This window comes from Pseudomonas coleopterorum (genome assembly GCF_900105555.1).
GTDB lineage: Bacteria > Pseudomonadota > Gammaproteobacteria > Pseudomonadales > Pseudomonadaceae > Aquipseudomonas > Aquipseudomonas coleopterorum.
The window spans coordinates 1,612,427-1,629,280 of the sequence record NZ_FNTZ01000001.1; the positions used below are offsets into that span (position 1 = coordinate 1,612,427).

General features: G+C 63.3%; 20 protein-coding genes and 1 tRNA gene. 10 read left to right on the forward strand and 11 right to left on the reverse strand.

Annotated features, from left to right (window positions below):
* The first annotated feature begins 7 nt into the window (after positions 1–7).
* The 3 genes from BLV18_RS07165 to BLV18_RS07175 are packed head-to-tail and all read left to right on the forward strand — an operon-like array spanning position 8 to position 3,637.
* On the forward strand, positions 8–808 hold the full coding sequence (locus BLV18_RS07165) for an enoyl-CoA hydratase-related protein (RefSeq protein WP_090357317.1): 801 nt from the start codon (positions 8–10) through the stop codon (positions 806–808).
* The gene (locus BLV18_RS07170) at positions 805–2,739 is read left to right on the forward strand and encodes an acetyl/propionyl/methylcrotonyl-CoA carboxylase subunit alpha (protein ID WP_090357319.1); all 1,935 of its coding nucleotides are present in this window, start codon (positions 805–807) and stop codon (positions 2,737–2,739) included. The genes BLV18_RS07165 and BLV18_RS07170 overlap by 4 nt, the downstream gene beginning before the upstream one ends.
* Positions 2,726–3,637 carry a hydroxymethylglutaryl-CoA lyase gene (locus BLV18_RS07175; RefSeq protein ID WP_090357321.1) on the forward strand — a complete coding sequence of 304 codons (912 nt, stop codon included), beginning with the start codon at positions 2,726–2,728 and terminating at the stop codon, positions 3,635–3,637. Before BLV18_RS07170 ends, BLV18_RS07175 begins: the two co-directional genes overlap by 14 nt.
* A gap of 53 nt (positions 3,638–3,690) precedes the next feature.
* Here the strand turns inward: BLV18_RS07175 and BLV18_RS07180 are convergent, their stop codons facing one another.
* The 7 genes from BLV18_RS07180 to BLV18_RS07210 all read right to left on the reverse strand — a co-directional run bounded on the left by BLV18_RS07180 (position 3,691) and on the right by BLV18_RS07210 (position 7,872).
* On the reverse strand, positions 3,691–4,035 hold the full coding sequence (locus BLV18_RS07180) for a YggL family protein (protein WP_049859106.1): 345 nt from the start codon (positions 4,033–4,035) through the stop codon (positions 3,691–3,693).
* Positions 4,036–4,138: 103 nt separating this feature from the next.
* A complete protein-coding gene (locus tag BLV18_RS07185) occupies positions 4,139–4,468 on the reverse strand; it encodes an Hpt domain-containing protein (RefSeq protein WP_090357324.1) in 330 nt (109 codons plus the stop codon).
* An 8-nt stretch (positions 4,469–4,476) separates the two neighbouring features.
* Positions 4,477–5,103 carry a response regulator transcription factor gene (locus tag BLV18_RS07190; RefSeq protein WP_090357326.1) on the reverse strand — a complete coding sequence of 209 codons (627 nt, stop codon included), beginning with the start codon at positions 5,101–5,103 and terminating at the stop codon, positions 4,477–4,479.
* A gap of 188 nt (positions 5,104–5,291) precedes the next feature.
* Complete coding sequence (locus BLV18_RS07195; protein WP_090357328.1) at positions 5,292–6,623, reverse strand: deoxyguanosinetriphosphate triphosphohydrolase; 1,332 nt, start codon at positions 6,621–6,623, stop codon at positions 5,292–5,294.
* 175 nt (positions 6,624–6,798) lie between these two features.
* Complete coding sequence (locus BLV18_RS07200; RefSeq protein ID WP_090357330.1) at positions 6,799–7,170, reverse strand: hypothetical protein; 372 nt, start codon at positions 7,168–7,170, stop codon at positions 6,799–6,801.
* On the reverse strand, positions 7,167–7,556 hold the full coding sequence (locus BLV18_RS07205; protein ID WP_049859111.1) for a phage holin family protein: 390 nt from the start codon (positions 7,554–7,556) through the stop codon (positions 7,167–7,169). The genes BLV18_RS07200 and BLV18_RS07205 overlap by 4 nt, the downstream gene beginning before the upstream one ends.
* 1 nt (position 7,557) lies before the next feature.
* On the reverse strand, positions 7,558–7,872 hold the full coding sequence (locus BLV18_RS07210; RefSeq protein WP_049859771.1) for an ElaB/YgaM/YqjD family protein: 315 nt from the start codon (positions 7,870–7,872) through the stop codon (positions 7,558–7,560).
* A gap of 180 nt (positions 7,873–8,052) precedes the next feature.
* Here BLV18_RS07210 and BLV18_RS07215 point away from each other — a divergent pair, with 180 nt between their 5' ends.
* Both BLV18_RS07215 and BLV18_RS07220 read left to right on the forward strand, forming a co-directional pair.
* A complete protein-coding gene (locus BLV18_RS07215) occupies positions 8,053–8,367 on the forward strand; it encodes a hypothetical protein (protein ID WP_049859112.1) in 315 nt (104 codons plus the stop codon).
* 55 nt (positions 8,368–8,422) lie between these two features.
* Complete coding sequence (locus BLV18_RS07220; protein WP_090357333.1) at positions 8,423–9,313, forward strand: pseudouridine synthase; 891 nt, start codon at positions 8,423–8,425, stop codon at positions 9,311–9,313.
* Positions 9,314–9,354: 41 nt separating this feature from the next.
* Here BLV18_RS07220 and BLV18_RS07225 read toward each other — a convergent pair.
* The 3 genes from BLV18_RS07225 to mobA form a co-directional block, all read right to left on the reverse strand.
* Positions 9,355–9,431, reverse strand: a tRNA-Pro gene (locus BLV18_RS07225).
* 62 nt (positions 9,432–9,493) lie between these two features.
* Positions 9,494–9,715, reverse strand: a complete 222-nt coding sequence (locus tag BLV18_RS07230; RefSeq protein WP_049859114.1) for a YgdI/YgdR family lipoprotein — start codon at positions 9,713–9,715, stop codon at positions 9,494–9,496.
* Positions 9,716–9,828: 113 nt separating this feature from the next.
* On the reverse strand, positions 9,829–10,413 hold the full coding sequence (gene mobA / locus BLV18_RS07235; protein ID WP_090357335.1) for a molybdenum cofactor guanylyltransferase MobA: 585 nt from the start codon (positions 10,411–10,413) through the stop codon (positions 9,829–9,831).
* Between the two features lie 72 nt (positions 10,414–10,485).
* Here mobA and moaB point away from each other — a divergent pair, with 72 nt between their 5' ends.
* The gene (moaB, locus tag BLV18_RS07240; protein WP_090357337.1) at positions 10,486–11,025 is read left to right on the forward strand and encodes a molybdenum cofactor biosynthesis protein B; all 540 of its coding nucleotides are present in this window, start codon (positions 10,486–10,488) and stop codon (positions 11,023–11,025) included.
* On the forward strand, positions 11,018–12,232 hold the full coding sequence (locus tag BLV18_RS07245) for a molybdopterin molybdotransferase MoeA (protein WP_341864570.1): 1,215 nt from the start codon (positions 11,018–11,020) through the stop codon (positions 12,230–12,232). The genes moaB and BLV18_RS07245 overlap by 8 nt, the downstream gene beginning before the upstream one ends.
* Here the strand turns inward: BLV18_RS07245 and BLV18_RS07250 are convergent.
* Positions 12,229–13,698, reverse strand: coding sequence for a mannose-1-phosphate guanylyltransferase/mannose-6-phosphate isomerase (locus BLV18_RS07250; protein WP_090357341.1), 1,470 nt, complete (start codon positions 13,696–13,698; stop codon positions 12,229–12,231). The genes BLV18_RS07245 and BLV18_RS07250 overlap by 4 nt on opposite strands.
* 343 nt (positions 13,699–14,041) lie before the next feature.
* Here BLV18_RS07250 and yegS point away from each other — a divergent pair, with 343 nt between their 5' ends.
* The 3 genes from yegS (at position 14,042) to BLV18_RS07265 (ending at position 16,836) form a co-directional block, all read left to right on the forward strand.
* Positions 14,042–14,944 carry a lipid kinase YegS gene (yegS, locus tag BLV18_RS07255; RefSeq protein ID WP_090357342.1) on the forward strand — a complete coding sequence of 301 codons (903 nt, stop codon included), beginning with the start codon at positions 14,042–14,044 and terminating at the stop codon, positions 14,942–14,944.
* A gap of 82 nt (positions 14,945–15,026) precedes the next feature.
* A complete protein-coding gene (locus BLV18_RS07260; protein WP_090357344.1) occupies positions 15,027–15,956 on the forward strand; it encodes a chemotaxis protein CheV in 930 nt (309 codons plus the stop codon).
* A gap of 64 nt (positions 15,957–16,020) precedes the next feature.
* Entirely contained in the window at positions 16,021–16,836 is an 816-nt protein-coding gene (locus BLV18_RS07265; protein ID WP_090357345.1) for an MOSC domain-containing protein, read from the forward strand.
* Positions 16,837–16,854: the final 18 nt, after the last annotated feature.

Sequence of the window (16,854 nt, forward strand, 5' to 3'; positions counted from 1 at the left end):
ACAGGGTATGCACGAATTTTCCACGGTACAGCTGCACATCAGCGCCGACCAGGTCGCCAGCGTCTGGCTCAATCGGCCGGACAAGAACAATGCTTTCAATGCGCTCATGCTGGAGGAGCTGCAGGAAGCCTTCGATCGGATCAGCCAACAGCCGGCATTGCGCTTCATGTTCCTGCGCGGCCATGGCCGCCACTTCAGCGCGGGCGCCGATCTGTCCTGGATGCAGGCCAGCGCTCGCTTGAGCTACGCGGAAAACCTCGCTGAAGCCACGCGTTTGGGCCAGCTCATGGAGCAACTGCAGCGCCTGCCACTGCCGACGGTCGCGGTGGTGCAAGGGGCTGCGTTCGCCGGGGCGATGGGCCTGGTCAGTTGTTGCGACATGGCCATCGCCGCCGACGATGCGCTGTTCAGCCTGAGCGAAGTGCGCCTGGGTCTGGCTCCGGCGGTGATCAGTCCCTACGTGGTCCAGGCCATTGGGTCGCGCGCCGCGCGCCGCTACGCCCTGACCGCCGAGCGCTTCGATGCCCGGCGAGCCAGGGAGTTGGGGCTGCTCGATGAAGTGTATCCACCTGCCGAGCTGGAACAGGCGGTGCAGGACTGGACGCGCCGCCTGCTCGGCAACGGTCCCGAAGCCATGCGTGCCTGCAAGTCGCTGCTGCTGGAGATCGGCGATGGCCAGGCCACGGCGCCACGCCAGGCCTGTGCGCAAGCCCTGATCGCCCGCCTGCGTACCAGCACCGAGGGTCAGGAAGGCATGCAGGCCTTTTTCGAAAAACGCGCGCCCGCCTGGGCCGAGGTGTTGCCATGAAACCGTCGACCCAGACCCTCGGAACCCTGCTGATCGCCAACCGCGGCGAGATCGCCTGTCGCATCATTCGTACCGCCAGAGCCATGGGCATCCGCAGCGTAGCGATCTACAGCGAAGCCGACGCCGATGCTCGCCATGTGCACGAGGCCGATCTTGCCATCCCCCTGGGTGGCAGCAAACCTGCCGACAGTTACCTGCAGATCGACAAAGTGGTCGCTGCGGCGCTGGCCTGTGGGGCGGATGCGGTTCATCCCGGCTACGGTTTTCTCTCGGAAAACGCCGCCTTCGCCCGGCGCCTCGCGCGCGAGGGCATCCTGTTTCTCGGCCCGCCCGCCGAGGCCATCGAAGCCATGGGCAGCAAGTCTGCGGCCAAGGCCTTGATGGAACAGGCCGGGGTGCCACTGGTGCCGGGCTATCACGACAGCGCCCAGGACCTGCAGACGTTTGTCGACGCCGCCCAGCGCATTGGTTACCCGGTGCTGCTGAAGGCAGCGGCGGGCGGCGGCGGCAAAGGCATGAAGGTGGCCGAATCGGCCGCCGAGCTGGGGCCTGCCCTGGACTCCGCACGACGCGAGGCGCTGGCCGCCTTCGGCGACGGTCACATGCTGGTGGAGAAATACCTGGCGGCCCCGCGGCACGTCGAGATCCAGGTCTTCGCCGATGGTCACGGGCACTGTCTCTACCTGCATGAACGTGATTGCTCCATCCAGCGCCGGCATCAGAAAGTGCTGGAGGAGGCACCGGCGCCGGGGCTTGATGCGTCCTTGCGCCGAGCCATGGGCGAAGCCGCCGTGCGCGCCGCCCAGGCCATTGGCTACGTCGGCGCGGGCACCGTCGAATTCCTGCTCGATGGCGACGCTCGTTTCTACTTCATGGAGATGAATACCCGCTTGCAGGTCGAGCATCCGGTGACCGAAGCCATCACCGGGCTGGACCTGGTGGCCTGGCAGATCCGTGTCGCTCGCGGCGAAGCCTTGCCGCTAACTCAGGAACAGGTGCCCTTGCTTGGCCATGCCATCGAAGTGCGTCTGTACGCCGAGGACCCTGCGGGCGGCTTCCTGCCTGCCAGCGGGCAACTGGCGCTGTACCGCGAGCCGGCAGCCGGGCCCGGCCGGCGGGTGGACAGCGCGGTGCGGGAAGGCGATACCATTTCGCCGTTCTATGACCCGATGATCGCCAAACTCATCGCCTGGGGCGAAACCCGCGAAGAGGCCCGCTTGCGCCTGCTGGCCATGCTGGGCGAAACCGCGGTCGGCGGAATCAAGAGCAATCTGGCGCTGTTGCAACGCATCCTTGCCACGCCGGCCTTCGCTTCGGGCGAAGTCGACACGGGTTTCATCGAACGGCACACCGCAGCGTTGTTGCCCACACCTCCGACGTTGACCCAGGCCTTCTGGGACAGCGCCGCGCGGGCGTACCTGCGCTCGACCCCGAAGAGTGTGTGCGAGCAGGACCGGCATTCACCCTGGAGCGCACCGACGGGCTGGCGCCTGCTGGCAGCTGCGCAAGCCACGCTGGATCTGCGCTGTGGCGCGCAGACCCGATTGTGCACGGTCAGCCTGGCAGCGCCGTCCGCCGATCTGGATGAACCACGGCTGGTCGGCCGGCGTGGGGACGTCGTTTACCTGCAGTGGCAAGGCGACCCCTACGAGGTCAGCCAGGTCGACGCCCTGTCTACGGGTACCGCAGGCGCGGCGCTGGAGGGTTCGCTGGCGGCGCCCATGAACGGCAGCATCGTCCGCCTGCTGGTCGGCCCAGGTCAGGTGGTCGAGCAGGGCGATGGTCTGGTCGTGCTGGAGGCCATGAAAATGGAGCACACCGTGCGCGCCAACCGGGCCGGCGTGATCCAGGCGCTGTGCTGCGAAGAAGGCCAGATGGTCAGCGAAGGCACCGTGCTGATCGAGATGCAGGAGGCCGATCATGCTGCCTGAGCGGGTGCGGATCGTCGAAGTCGGTCCACGTGACGGCTTGCAGAACGAACAGGGCCAGGTGCGCGCCGAGGACAAGGTGGCGCTGGTCGACGCCTTGGTCGCGGCGGGCCTCAAGCATGTGGAGGTCGGCAGCTTCGTATCGCCGCGTTGGGTGCCGCAGATGGCCGACAGCGCGGCCGTTTTCGCCGCCATCGAGCGCGCTCCAGGGGTGACCTATGCCGCGCTGACGCCCAACCTGCAAGGCTTGGAAGCGGCCATCGCCGCTGGCGCGTCCGAGGTGGCGGTGTTCGCCGCCGCGTCCGAGTCCTTCTCCCAGCGCAACATCAACTGTTCCATCGCGCAGAGCCTGCAACGCTTCGAGCCGGTGCTGGCCGCCGCCGTCGCCCACGGCATCAAGGTGCGCGGCTATGTGTCCTGCGTGCTGGGCTGTCCATACGAGGGCGACATCGCGCCGGAGCGGGTGCGCGACGTGGCCGATGCCATGCTGCAGATGGGCTGCTACGAACTGTCGCTGGGCGACACCCTCGGCATCGGAACGCCTGGTGCGGCAAGGCGATTGATCGACACCGTCGCGCAGCAGGTGCCACGTGGGCAGCTGGCCGGGCACTTTCACGACACCTATGGCCAAGCGGTGGCCAATATCTACGCCTGCCTGCTGGAGGGCGTCCAGGTGTTCGACAGTTCCGTGGCTGGGCTGGGCGGTTGTCCCTATGCCCCCGGCGCCAGCGGTAATGTGGCGACCGAGGACGTCCTTTACCTGCTGCACGGGCTGGGCATTTCGACCGGTGTGGATCTGGATCGGGTCGTCCAGGCCGGCCAGGCGATCATGCTCGCGCTGGGCCGGCAGAGCGCGTCGCGCGTGGCACGCGCCCGGATCGGCGGTGCCGGAGCGCGGTAGCAAATCGCGCCCATAAAAAAGGCCATCCGCAGATGGCCTTTTTCAGGGGTACATCAAGCAGCCGGGTTGATCGGCTTCTCTGGGTACCAGGCGTCCAGCAATTCGCTGACTTCGACGCGGGTCAGTTCGTCGCGGCCCTTGAGCCACGCTTCGACGGTGCTGCGCTGCTCTTCGGTGACCGAACCACGCTTGGCCGAGCACACCAGACCGAAGTCGTCGCCGCCAACATAGTCCAGGCCGTTGGCATCCATCGCCTCGGTCAGGAATGCGTCGAGGAATGCGTCGATTGCCTCGTCACCCAAATCCTCCTTGAAGTCCAGGTTCAATTCGAAACCCAATTCCTGGAATTCGTCGACGCACAGTTTTTTGCGCAGACGACGGGAGCGGTTAGTGGCCATGAAACAATCCTCTTAGGTAATATCGCGGCGCAGTCTACCAGTTAAGCCGAGCGCCTGCCCGATTCAGTGACAAAATGAACCACTGCCGGCCTGACCCTGGCAATCACGGGTCAAGCTCGGCCAGGGTCTGCCCCAGTTCAGCCTGCAATTGCATCAGGGCCATGTGCAGGGCTTCGCGCAAGGGCCGCAGGTCGTCCTGTGCCGTGCTCGCTTCCAGTGCCTCGCACGCTTCATACACGGCCCGTGCCTGCACGATCCGAGCGGCGCCATGGATCTTGTGGGCAATGTCCACTATCCGTGGATGATCATCGTGGGCAATGGCGAGCAATTGCTGACCGTCGTCCGTGCAACTGCGCAGTACCTCTTCGAGCAGTCGCCGCGTCAATGCCCTGTTGCCCCCGGTCAGGGCTTGAAGTTGGTCGAACGTGTTCATGCGCTCAATTACACCAATGCATTGCGCTTGGCCATTTCGATAAGTTCCACCAGCGAATTGGCCTGAAGTTTCTGCATGAGACGCTTCTTGTAGGTGCTGACGGTTTTGTTGCTCAGAAACATGCCAGTGGCTATTTCCTTGTTGCTGCGGCCTTGAGCAAACAATTGCAGGACCATCAATTCACGGTCATTGATGGCCTTGAACAATTCAAGTTCTTGAAGTTGCCCATGGTCTTCGCGTGACGGGATCAACGCCTGGCTGGGAAAATAGTTATAACCGGAAAACACCGCGCGCACGGCGCTGATCAACTCGCTGAGTGCCTCCTGCTTGCAGACGAAACCGGCGGCGCCCGACTGCATGCAGCGTATGGCGAACAAGGCCGGAGCCTGCGCGGTCAATACCAGGATCTTGAAAGGCACGTTCATGCCGTGGAACCGGGTCAGGACTTCCAGCCCGTCGAGCTTGGGAATACTGATATCGAGAATCAGGAGATCGGGTTGGCACTCGCGCACCATCTGCATGGCATCCACCCCGTTGTCGCTTTCGCCGACAACGCAGTAGCCTTCGTTTTCCAGAATCATTCTGACGGCCAGCCGAATGACAGGGTGATCATCGATGATGAATACATTACGCATGCAGCCTCTCCTGAACGATCCAGTAAAAGCGCGCACCTTAGCCCAGTTGCTCAAAAGGGCATACGAACGGACCCAGCAAAGTATGATTCTAGGAAACTTCCTACAGAATTAAGCGTAACGGAATACAAAGATAGTTTGATTCGAAAGAGTCAACTATCGTTTGTATTCGTTTATTTCAATACGCTCTGCTAGAACGAGCTGGAACGCCCGGTCATTTCGCCGGCCATCTCTGCAGCATAGCTGTCGGTCATGCCCGCGATGAAGTCGATCATGCGCAGAAACGACTTGTGCAGCGGCCAATCCGGTTGCGGTGCGTTATGACCCAGCAGATCGAGAATGCGCTGGTGCTTGAACGACAGCTTACCGGTGGTGTGCTGCTCCAGCGCCGCCCCGCAGAAAGCGTTGAGCAAGACTTCGAGCGTGGTGTAGGCGCCGATCTCGTGCAGGGTCTTGCGCTTGTCCTGGAAGATCTTCTTGCGCGCCATGTCCTTGGCATCTAGCACGCAGCGCTTGGCCGGGCCATGCATGTGCTCGACCAGATCGCCACTCAGTTGGCCGGCCAACAGCGCCTCTTGCTGTTCGACGAACGCGCGTGCGGCCGCATTGGTCAGGTGCTCGATGGCCTTGCCCCGCAGGATCGCCAGCTTGCGTCGGCGCGAGTCCAGTGGCCCCAGTTGGCGGTAGGTGTCGGGGATGTCGTCGCCCACCAGATCAAGCAGCAAGGCTTCGACCTCGGCATAGTCGAGCAACTCCATTTCCAGACCGTCTTCCAGGTCGATCAGGCCATAGCAGATGTCATCCGCCGCCTCCATCAGGTACACCAGTGGGTGCCTGGCCCAGCGCTGTTCTTCGAGCAGCGGCAGGCCCAGCTTGCCGGCAATCTGCTCCAGCAGCGGCAGCTCGCTCTGATAGCAACCGAACTTGTGCTTCTTGTAGCCCAGGGCGTCGGCATGGCGCGCGGTCCAGGGATACTTGAGGTACGTGCCCAGGGTGGCATAGGTCAGCCGGGTGCCGCCGTCGAACTGGTGATACTCCAGTTGGGTGAGCACACGAAAGCCTTGGGCATTGCCCTCGAAGTTGAGGAAATCGTCGCGCTCCACTTCGCTCATCGCATCGAGCCAGCCGCGTCCTGCCGCCTGGCGGAACCAGTGGCGAATTGCGTCTTCCCCGGAATGGCCGAAGGGCGGGTTGCCGATGTCATGGGCCAGGCAGGCCGACTGCACCACCATGCCCAGGTCGCTGGGCTCGCACCATTGCGGCAATTGATCGCGCAGGGTTTCGCCCACGCGCATGCCCAGGGAGCGGCCCACACAACTGACTTCCAGCGAATGGGTCAGGCGCGTGTGGATGTGGTCGTTGCTGGAAACAGGATGCACCTGGGTCTTGCGCCCCAGTCGGCGGAAGGCACCGGAAAAGATGATGCGGTCGTGATCCTTGTGGAACGGGCTGCGGCCCAGTTCTTCAGGGCTGTGCAGGGGCTTGCCCAAGCGTTCGCGTGTAAGCAGTGTGTGCCAATCCAAGGCGATTCCTCCGGGAGCCAATCGAGCCTGCAGTGTCGGCCTGCGCAGGCCGGCTGGCAAGGCTGGCAGCGGGCCGTGAACGTATCGAAAAGTGCATTGCGGGCCTGAACGTCGAGCAAAAAAAAGCAACCCGGACGCAGTGAAGACCGCATCCGGGTTGCCTTGTGCTGCAGTGCTAGCGTCTGCGCGGAGTGCCCTGCATGGCCAGCTTGATCAGCGGCAACAGGGTGGCGCCGACTTTCGCCAGTCGAGACAGGCGACCAGGGGCACGCACCGGAGCCACCACCGGGGCACGGACGCTGTTGCCAGCCCCGCGCCCGGTCAGGAAGCCCATCAGTGTGACCCCGGCAATACCCCAGAGCGAAGCATGCTTGATGCCCATGCTGGTCTGCACCGACTGACCCAGACCGCGCAGGCGGTTGAGCGGGTTGACCAGTTGCCGCGACTCATGCCGCAGCTCCTGACGGTGCATTTCCATGCGCAGGCGAATCAACGATTTGCGCATGTCGCGTCGCGATTGCGCGCTGGTGGGTTCGGTTCGGCTCATGGCAGCAGGCGCTCCCTGTCGTTGGCCAGTTCTTCCAGTGTTCCACTGAACGGCGAGGATTCATCGAACACCGCCGCCTTGAGGCGGAAGGCGCAGAAGATCCCGGCCAGCACGTAGAACACCGCTAGGCCGACCATGCCGGCCATGCGGTAGTTGTCCCACAGCAGAATCAGGATAAGACCGGACAACGCGACCAGTGCCAACAGCGCGAAGACCAGGGCCAGCCCTGCGAAAAGCAACAGGCTGACGGTTCGTGATTTCTGCTCCTGCAACTCGATGCCGAACAGTTCGACATGACTGCGCAGCAGGCCGAGCATGGCAGCACCCAGGCGCCGGGACGTGGAGCCGGTGCTGTTGTCTGTGGTATCGGAGTCGAGGAGGGACATATCAGTGCCTTGTAGCCAGCAGGCCCAAAAGGAAACCTACACCGGCAGCGATGCCGACGGACTGCCAAGGATTTTCCTGCACGTAGCCTTCGGCCGCGACTACGGCCTCCTGGCTGCGCTCGGCTGCGGTTTCCTTGGTCTGCTGCAGGGATTCGCGAGCCTTGAGCAAGCTCTCGTTGATCTGCGCACGCAGCTCTTCAGCCTGGGTGCCGGCGATGCTCGCAGTGTGCTCGAGCAGTTTTTCGGTGTCACGGACCAGTGCTTGAAAATCCGCTTTGAGAACTTCTTGAGCTGCTTTGGTGGTCGGGGTGGCCATGTTGATCTCCATATGGGTGGCGTCTGGATGTTTCGAGTAGGGGTGATCCCGAAGGTTCAGTGCCATTACGCGGGGCTTTCTCCTGTATAGCCCATAATCACCTGCATGGGTGCAATTGACTGGTCATTGGCGGCTCGCTTATGCTGTATAAAGATACAGTATATGGATAACTCGTCACCCATGCTCAACGTCGAACAACTCAAGTACAGCGTCAACCGCATGAGCCCGGATGTGGTTCGGGAGGCGGTGCTCGAGCTGCGTCTCGACGGCCTGGTCACCGAAGGCAAGACGCCCTTCAGCAAGCTGCACTTCAACACCTGCTTCGCCGAAGTAGAAGCACTTTTCCAGCGCGCCGGTTATCACCGTCCTTTGGACGTGGTCGGCTACAACGGCTTGCTGTATGCCTTGTACGATCCCACCCGCTGGGATGCAGTGGACGTCCTGCGCTGGCTCAAGGAGTTCACCGAAGCGGCGCAGGCCGTCCACGCGCGATGACAGCCGTGTCGCCGTGGGCGATAATCGCGGTCTGAAACGATCGTGGAATCAAGGCATGTCTGCACCCAAGTTCGACCCCGCGGCTCACCAGGCCAGTACCCTGTGCCTACCCCCTGGCAACTGGGCGACCGTGCTGGACTGCCTCTGCGAACATTTCCAGGCCATCGACCGCGCCCAGTGGTTGAGCCGGATGGCCCGCGACCGGGTGCTGGATGCCGAGGGCGTGCCCATCGGTCCTGGCCACGCCTACAAGCAGGGTCTGCGCATCCACTATTTTCGTGAAGTACCGAACGAGCGGCCGATCGCTGCGCAAGAGCAGGTGCTGCACGTCGACGAACACCTGGTGGTTGCCGACAAGCCGCACTTTCTGCCAGTGACTCCGACGGGCGAATATGTCGAGCATACGCTGCTGCGTCGTTTGATCCGTCGTCTCGACAACCCGCATCTGGTGCCGCTGCACCGCATCGATCGACACACCGCCGGCCTGGTGCTGTTCTCGGCCAACCCGCAGACGCGCAGTGCCTATCAGCAATTGTTTCCCACCCGCCAGATCGAAAAGCGCTACGAAGCCATCGCACCCGCGCTGCCCCAGCTGCAATTTCCCCTCGTGCACCAAAGCCGCCTGGAACATGGCGAACCGTTCTTCCGCATGCGCGAGGCGCCGGGGCAGCGCAACAGCGAAACCCGCATCGAGGTCGCCGAAAAAGGCGAGCACCTGTGGCGCTATGTGCTCAACCCGGTGACGGGCAAGACCCATCAGTTGCGCGTACACATGACCGCACTGGGCGCCAGTATCTGCAACGATCCGTTCTACCCGCAGTTGATCGACACCGAGGTGGACGACTATGCCCGGCCCTTGAAGCTGCTGGCTCGGTCGCTGCAGTTCCAGGATCCGCTCGACGGGCGAGTGCGCAGCTTCGAAACGCGCCTGAGCCTGGCGTTCTAGAACGAAAAAAGCCCGCCGAAAGGCGGGCTTTTTCTTGCAGATGGTCGGAGAGGCAGGATTCGAACCTGCGGCCTTCTCGTCCCGAACGAGACGCGCTACCTGGCTGCGCTACACTCCGTGATCTTCAAACCTGCTGCAGAGCGCGCCTGCGGTGATGTCACCGCAAACAGCGCCCGGCCATTACAGCTCCTTGACGGTCCGCACCTGGTCCTTGTTGACCCGAGTGGTCTTGCCGTCCAGCTGCTTGAATTCGTAGAAGCCAGCGTCTTCGTCGTAGGAGGGGGTATCCACTGCCTGGATTTCACGACCGTCATTGAGGGTGATCACGGTAGGCGATGCGCAACCGGCGAGCGATGCCAGGCCCAGCGCGAGCATGAAGGCGGGAAGGATCCGGTGAGTCATTATGTTTCTCCACAAAACAAAAAAGGGTACTGGCGTATACGGGGGTGAGACGGTATTTGTGCCAGCAAAGTTCCGTTGGTCCGACCGTCACAGTCTAGCGCCTGAGAACGCTGTCAGCGACCCAGCAATTGCGGCGTGTTGAGATTGGCCAAACGTGGATCATCCTCGGCGCATTGCAGCGCCTGCGCGCCGAGCGCCAGGAGCACGCGCCGCGGACTGCGTTCGCCGGCATCCCAGGCCTGACGCATCGCGGTCAAATGGGCCTTCGGCACGATGCACAGCAGCGGTTCCCAGAACTCGCCCTGGCGGACCATCAGTGGCTGTTCCGGGTGCCTTTGCTGGGTCTGGCGCATGGCAGCGAGCAATGTGTCGTCCACGCCCGGTACGTCGCAGGGCAGCACCAGCAGCAACGGGTGCCGCGCAGCCTCCAGCCCGGCGATCATCCCGGCCATCGGTCCCGGGAAGTCGCTGCTCTGGTCGTGCACCAACCGATCGGCAAAGGCGGCGTAGTGCTCGTGGTTGCGGTTGCAGGAGATGATCAGGTCATCGGTCATTGGCCGTACACAGCGCTGCAGATGCTGGATCAACGGCTGGCCATGCCAGTCGATCAGGCCTTTGTCACGGCCCCCCATGCGTTGGCCGCGGCCACCTGCCAGGAGCAGGACAGAGCACAGGGGCGGGGTATCGGCAGCGTTCATTCGGGCGCTCGGACAGTGGCTGGGGGCTGTGATATAACACCGCCCATTCCATCAGACAACCGGACCTCGCCAATGAAAGCCAAGGCAGATGTACCCTTCGTGCCCCTCAACATTGCCGTCTTGACGGTGAGCGACACCCGCACCGTGGAAACCGACACCTCCGGTCAGTTGTTCGTCGATCGCCTCAGTGCAGCTGGCCACGGCCTCTATGCCCGGGCGCTGCTCAGGGACGACCTGTACAAGATCCGCGCCCAGGTGGCGCAGTGGATCGCCGACGACCAATGCCAGGTGGTGTTGATCACCGGCGGCACCGGCTTCACCGGCCGCGACAGCACCCCGGAAGCCGTCAGCTGCCTGCTGGACAAGCAGGTTGACGGGTTCGGCGAGCTGTTCCGGCAGATTTCCGTGGCCGACATCGGCACTTCGACCGTGCAGTCCCGCGCCCTGGCCGGGCTCGCCAACGGCACTTTGGTGTGCTGCCTGCCGGGCTCGACCAATGCCTGCCGTACCGGCTGGGACGGCATTCTTGCCGAGCAGCTGGATGTGCGTCACCGGCCCTGCAACTTCGTCGTGCACCTCAAGCAGGCCGAGCCCTGCGTCAGCCGTGGCTGAGTTGCCGGCGGCGCAGCCGCTGCTACCGATCGAGCAGGCGCTGGCGCAACTGCTGGCCATGGCCGATGCCGCGCCCATCCGCGAGCGTGAGCAGATCGCCCTGGCCCAAGGCAGCGGTCGGGTGCTCGCCGATGACCTGATCGCCACCCTCGACCTGCCTCCCTGGCCCAATAGCGCCATGGACGGCTACGCGCTGCGCCGAGACGACTGGCAGGGTCAACCCCTGCGCGTCAGCCAGCGTATCTTCGCTGGCGCCGTGCCCGAGCCGCTGGAGCCCGGCACCTGCGCACGCATCTTCACCGGCGCCCCGATGCCGGACGGCGCCGACTGCGTGGAAATGCAGGAAAACGCTCGCATCGAGGATGATGAGCGGGTGAGCTTCAACCAACCCTTGAGAGTTGGCCAGAACATCCGTCCGCAAGGGCAGGAAACCCGTATCGGCGACCGCCTGCTGACGGCGGGCAGCCGCCTGGGCGCGATCGAGCTGGGGTTGCTGGCGTCCATGGGGCAGGCCCATATCGACGTGGTTCGCCGACCACGGGTGGCGGTACTGTCGACAGGCGATGAATTGGTCGAACCGGGTCAGCCGCTGGGGCCCGGACAGATCTACAACAGCAATCGTCAGGTGCTGTGCAGTGCCTTGAGCGGGTTGGGCTGCGAAGTGGTGGACGCCGGGATTCTGCCCGACGATCTGCAACAGACACGCCAGCGCCTGGCGGCGTTGGGTGATGTGGACCTGATTCTGTCCACGGGGGGCGTCTCGGTGGGCGAAGCCGATTTTCTCGGCATCGCCCTGCGCGAGGAGGGTCAATTGGCCCTCTGGAAACTGGCGATCAAACCCGGCAAGCCGCTGACCTTCGGCCACTTTCGTGGCGTGCCGGTCATCGGCCTGCCGGGCAATCCCGCTTCTACACTGGTGACCTTCACCCTTCTGGCACGGCCTTACCTGCTGCGCCGCCTGGGTGTACCGGACGTCGCGCCGCTGCGCTTCCAGCTGCCCGCCGGGTTTGCCTGGCCTCGTGCCGGCAGCCGTCGTGAGTACCTGCGCGGGCGTGTCGAACAGGGGCGGGCGGTGATCTACCCCAATCAGAGCTCAGGCGTGCTGCTCAGCGCCGCCTGGGCCCATGGACTGGTCGAGATCGGTGAAGGCTGCACCGTGGCTGAAGGCGATCTGGTCACCTTCATCCCGTTCAGCGAGCTGTTCTAGACCTTGCTCTTGTCCGACTCCACGGCTGCCGGTGCGCGGCCGTAGATGTCGGTGAAGCGCACGATGTCGTCTTCGCCCAGATACTCGCCGCTCTGCACTTCGATCATGACCAGGTCGATCACGCCGGAGTTGACCAGGCGGTGCACGTGGCCCTGCTTGATGAAGGTCGATTCGTTGGTGTCGAGCAGGAATTCGTTGTCACCGTTGGTGACCCGAGCCATGCCGCTGACCACGATCCAGTGCTCGCTGCGGTGGTGGTGCATCTGCAACGACAGCGTGCCGCCGGGCTTGACCACGATTCGCTTGATCTTGAAGCGCTTGCCTTCCTCCAGAATTGTGTAGGTACCCCATGGACGGATGACCGTGCGGTGCAGGCGGAAGGCGTCGTGGCCCTGGCGCTTGAGTTGCTGGGCGAGCAGCTTGACGTCCTGGGTGCGGCTGCCGTCGGCGATCAACAACGCGTCCGGGGTGTCGATCACCACCAGATTGTCCACGCCGACGGCGCCGACCAGGCGACGGGGCGAGTCGATGTAGCAATTGCTCACGTCGTGCAATACGGTCTCGCCGTTGCACTGGTTGCCTTGTGCGTCGGCCGGAGTCAGCTCGCGCACCGCTTGCCACGAACCAATGTCGCTCCAGCCCATCTGGCAGGGAATCACTGCGACCTTGTCGGAGCGTTCGAGCAACGCGTAGTCGATCGAGATGTCCGGTGCCAGGGCAAAGGTGCTGCTGTCCAGCTCGACCTGCAACTCACGGTTGCCCTGCTTGGTGTCGCTGACCTGCAGGCAGGTGGTGGCGGCCAGCAGCACGTCCGGTGAGTGCTTTTCCAGCTCGCGCAGGAGCACGTCGACGCGCATGCAGAACATGCCGGCGTTCCACAGGTAGTCACCGCTGTCCAGGTAGGCTTGGGCGGTGACCTGATCCGGCTTCTCGCGGAACTGTGCTACCTGGTAGCTGCCGTCGCCCAGATCGGCACCGCGCTCGATGTAGCCAAAGCCGGTTTCCGGCGTTTGTGGCACCAGGCCGAAGGTGACCAGCCAGCCCTCGTCGGCTTTCTTGCGTGCCGCGCTGACGGCTGCCTGGAACGCGTCGATGTCGCGAATCAGATGGTCGGCCGGCAGCACCAGCAACTGCGCCGAGGCGCCGTAGTGCTTGGCCGCGTGCAGGGCAGCGCTGGCGATGGCCGGCGCAGTATTACGACCGGCAGGCTCGAGAATGAAATCGAGCAGGGCGTTGCGATCGTTCAGTTGGCGGTAGTCGTCCAGGGTGCGGAAGAACACCTCGCGGTTGGTCACGGTCAGCACCCGATCCACGCCCGGCAGTTGCGATGCACGGGTAAAGGTCTTCTGCAGCAGGCTTTCGCCGTCCGGCAGGCGCATGAAGGGCTTGGGCATGGCTTCGCGCGATACGGGCCACAGGCGGGTGCCGGAGCCCCCGGCGATGATGCAGGGAATCAGAGTCGTCATAGGTCGAGCCTCGAGTTGGAGAAGGCGGGCGGCACCTGCATGGGCAGGCGTACACGACCAGCCAGGCTGGATGCATGAAAGGGTCGATGGAAAAAAGGGCAGAACGCAGGAATCAGCGATTCGACAATGCTACCGCCAGCCGGAGACGGGCCGGACGTGCAGGAATCGGAGGGGTAACGGCCACTTCGATGATGGCCAGTTGCGTCGCAGTAAAGCCTAAACGAGAACCGTTGGCGAGTGGTAAATGCACGAATGGTTAAAAACTTTTCGTCCGGGCTTTTTTTGCTGCGGCTGTGGTCACATCAGGCAGAGTTCAACTCATTGGTCACCGGAGACATGCAGCATGAGCGAGCGCAAGGCAATCCTGATTTTGCACGGCAAACAAGCTTCCAACGAAGAGGTACGCGCTGCGGTCGAGCGCTACCGGGAGCAGGGCAATGACCTGGCCGTGCGTCTGACCTGGGAAGGCGGTGATGCCCAGCGTCTGGTCGAGGAGGCGTTGCAAGCGGGGTATACCCACATCATCGCCGGCGGTGGCGACGGCACCCTGCGCGATGTCGCCGAAGCCATGGCATTGGCCAAGACCGATGCCAGCCTGGTGTTGATGCCGCTGGGTACCGCCAACGATTTTGCCCGTGCCGCTGGGGTGCCGCTGGAACCTGCACCGGCGCTGGCGCTGCTCGCTAGCGAACCCCAGGCGATCGACCTGGGCGAAGTCGGCGGGCAGGTGTTCCTCAACATGGCCACCGGCGGTTTCGGCAGCCAGGTCACGGCCAACACCTCCGAAGACCTGAAGAAAGTGCTCGGTGGCGCGGCCTACCTGTTCACCGGTCTGTCGCGGTTCAGCGAATTGCGCGCCGCCTCCGCGTCGCTCAGCGGTCCGGACTTCCACTGGGAAGGCGACCTGTTGGCACTGGGCATCGGCAACGGTCGTCAGGCCGGCGGTGGCCACGAGCTATGCCCCGAAGCCGTTGTCGACGATGGGCTGCTGGAGATCAGCATCCTGCCGGCACCCACCGAAGTGGTAGGCACCTTGAAAAGCCTGCTCGGCGGCGGTGGGCTGGAAACCCTGTTCGTCCGTGCACGGCTGCCCTGGGTTGAAATCAACAGCAAGGAAAACCTCGACATCAACCTCGATGGCGAACCGCTGCGGGGCGAGAATCTGCGCTTCAGTGCCATGCCCAAAGCCTTGAAGGTCCATTTGCCGGCCGGATCGCCACTGCTCAGCCGCCGATTGACTCACTAAAGAGGAACGACTGCAGTCAAGATTTCGCCGTCAGCGCCGATAGCCCGGTACCTCTACTTTCACTTAGGCTTTGGAGCTTCACATGGCCGGCATTCTCGACACGGTTGACCAACGTACGCAGCTGGTGGGCGAAAACCGGCTGGAACTGCTCATGTTTCGCCTGGCTGGCAGGCAACTGTTCGCGATCAACGTGTTCAAGGTCCAGGAAGTCCTGCAGTTGCCCAAGCTGACGCTGATGCCCCAGCGCCACCCCTTCGTCTGCGGCGTGATCAACCTGCGCGGGCAGACCCTGCCGGTGATCGACCTGTCCCAGGCCATCGGCATGCGCCCTTTGGTGCCAGGGCCCGCCAGCACCATCATCGTGACCGAGTACAACCGCTCGATTCAGGCGTTCCTGGTCGGCGGTGTCGACCGCATCGTCAACATGAACTGGGAATCGATCCTGCCGCCTCCGGCCAGCGCCGGGCGCCAGCACTACCTCACTGCGATCAGCCGAGTCGACGAGCAACTGGTCGAGATCATCGACGTGGAAAAGGTGCTCGCCGAAATCGTCCCCTACAACGCCCGTGTTTCCCGGGACAAGCTCGACGATCCGATCCTGGCGCGCGCCCGGGGTCGTGAAGTGCTGCTGGTGGACGACTCCACGGTGGCTCTGGCGCAGCTGCGCGATACGTTGTCGCAGCTGGACATCAAGATGCATGTGGCCAGCGATGGCCTGAAGGCGCTGAACAAGCTCAAGGCCTGGGCCGACACCGGCGAGCGCATGACCGACAAGCTGCTCATGGTCTTCACCGATGCCGAAATGCCGGAAATGGACGGCTACCGCCTGACCACCGAGATTCGCAACGACCCACGGCTGCGCGAGCTGTACGTGGTGCTGCATACCTCATTGTCTGGCAGCTTCAACGAATCGATGGTGAAAAAGGTCGGCTGCGACAACTTCCTGTCAAAGTTTCAGCCCGACAAGCTGGTGGATGTAGTCCGCGAGCGCCTGGAGCTGGATCGACGCTGATCGCACCTCGTCAGCACTGTGCCGGTTCCGCTAGACTCGATTCTTTGTTCAAGGGAAACAGGCCATGTCGAGCCTTGCCGCGTTGTATCGTTATCCGCTCAAGTCAGCACGGGGTCAGTCCCTGCAACAGTCAGCCGTCGACGGCCTGGGGCTGTTGGGCGATCGACGCTGGATGCTGGTCGACGCGGAGCGTGGCCTGTTCCTCTCGCAACGCTCGGTGCCACGCCTGACGCAACTGCACACGCAGGTCTCTCCCGAAGGCGACTTGATGTTGAGCGCGAAGGGTTTTCCCGATCTGCATGTGCCAGTGCCCGTATCAGGTGCGTTGTCCGCCAACTTGCGCCAGATCAAGGTCTGGCACGACACCTTCGAAGTCCCTGACGCGGGCGACGCTGCCGCGCACTGGGTGAGCGATTTCCTTGGAAAACCCACTCGGCTGGTCTATATGCCCGCTGACCGCGCCCGAACGGTCAGTGCCGACTATGGCAAGAACGGCGACAAGGTGGCTTTCGCCGACGGTTTTCCGCTGCTGCTGATCGGCCAGGGTTCGCTGGACGATCTGTCTGCACGAGTCGGCCGCTCGCTGGAAATGATCCGGTTTCGCCCCAACCTGGTGGTGCAGGGCAGCCCGGCATTTGCCGAGGATGACTGGAAACGCATTCGTATCGGTGACGTGGATTTCCGCGTGCTCAAGCCGTGCGCGCGTTGCATTCTCACTACCCTGGATCCGCAGACCGGCGAGCGCAGCCCCGATCGCGAGCCGTTGGCCACACTCAAGTCCTACCGGCTTCAGGATGGCCATGCCATGTTCGGCCAGAACCTGGTCTGTGATGGCGCCGGCGTGCTCGAAGTGGGCATGCCCATCACTGTTCTGGAGTGAGCGGGCGGCAGCTGTGCA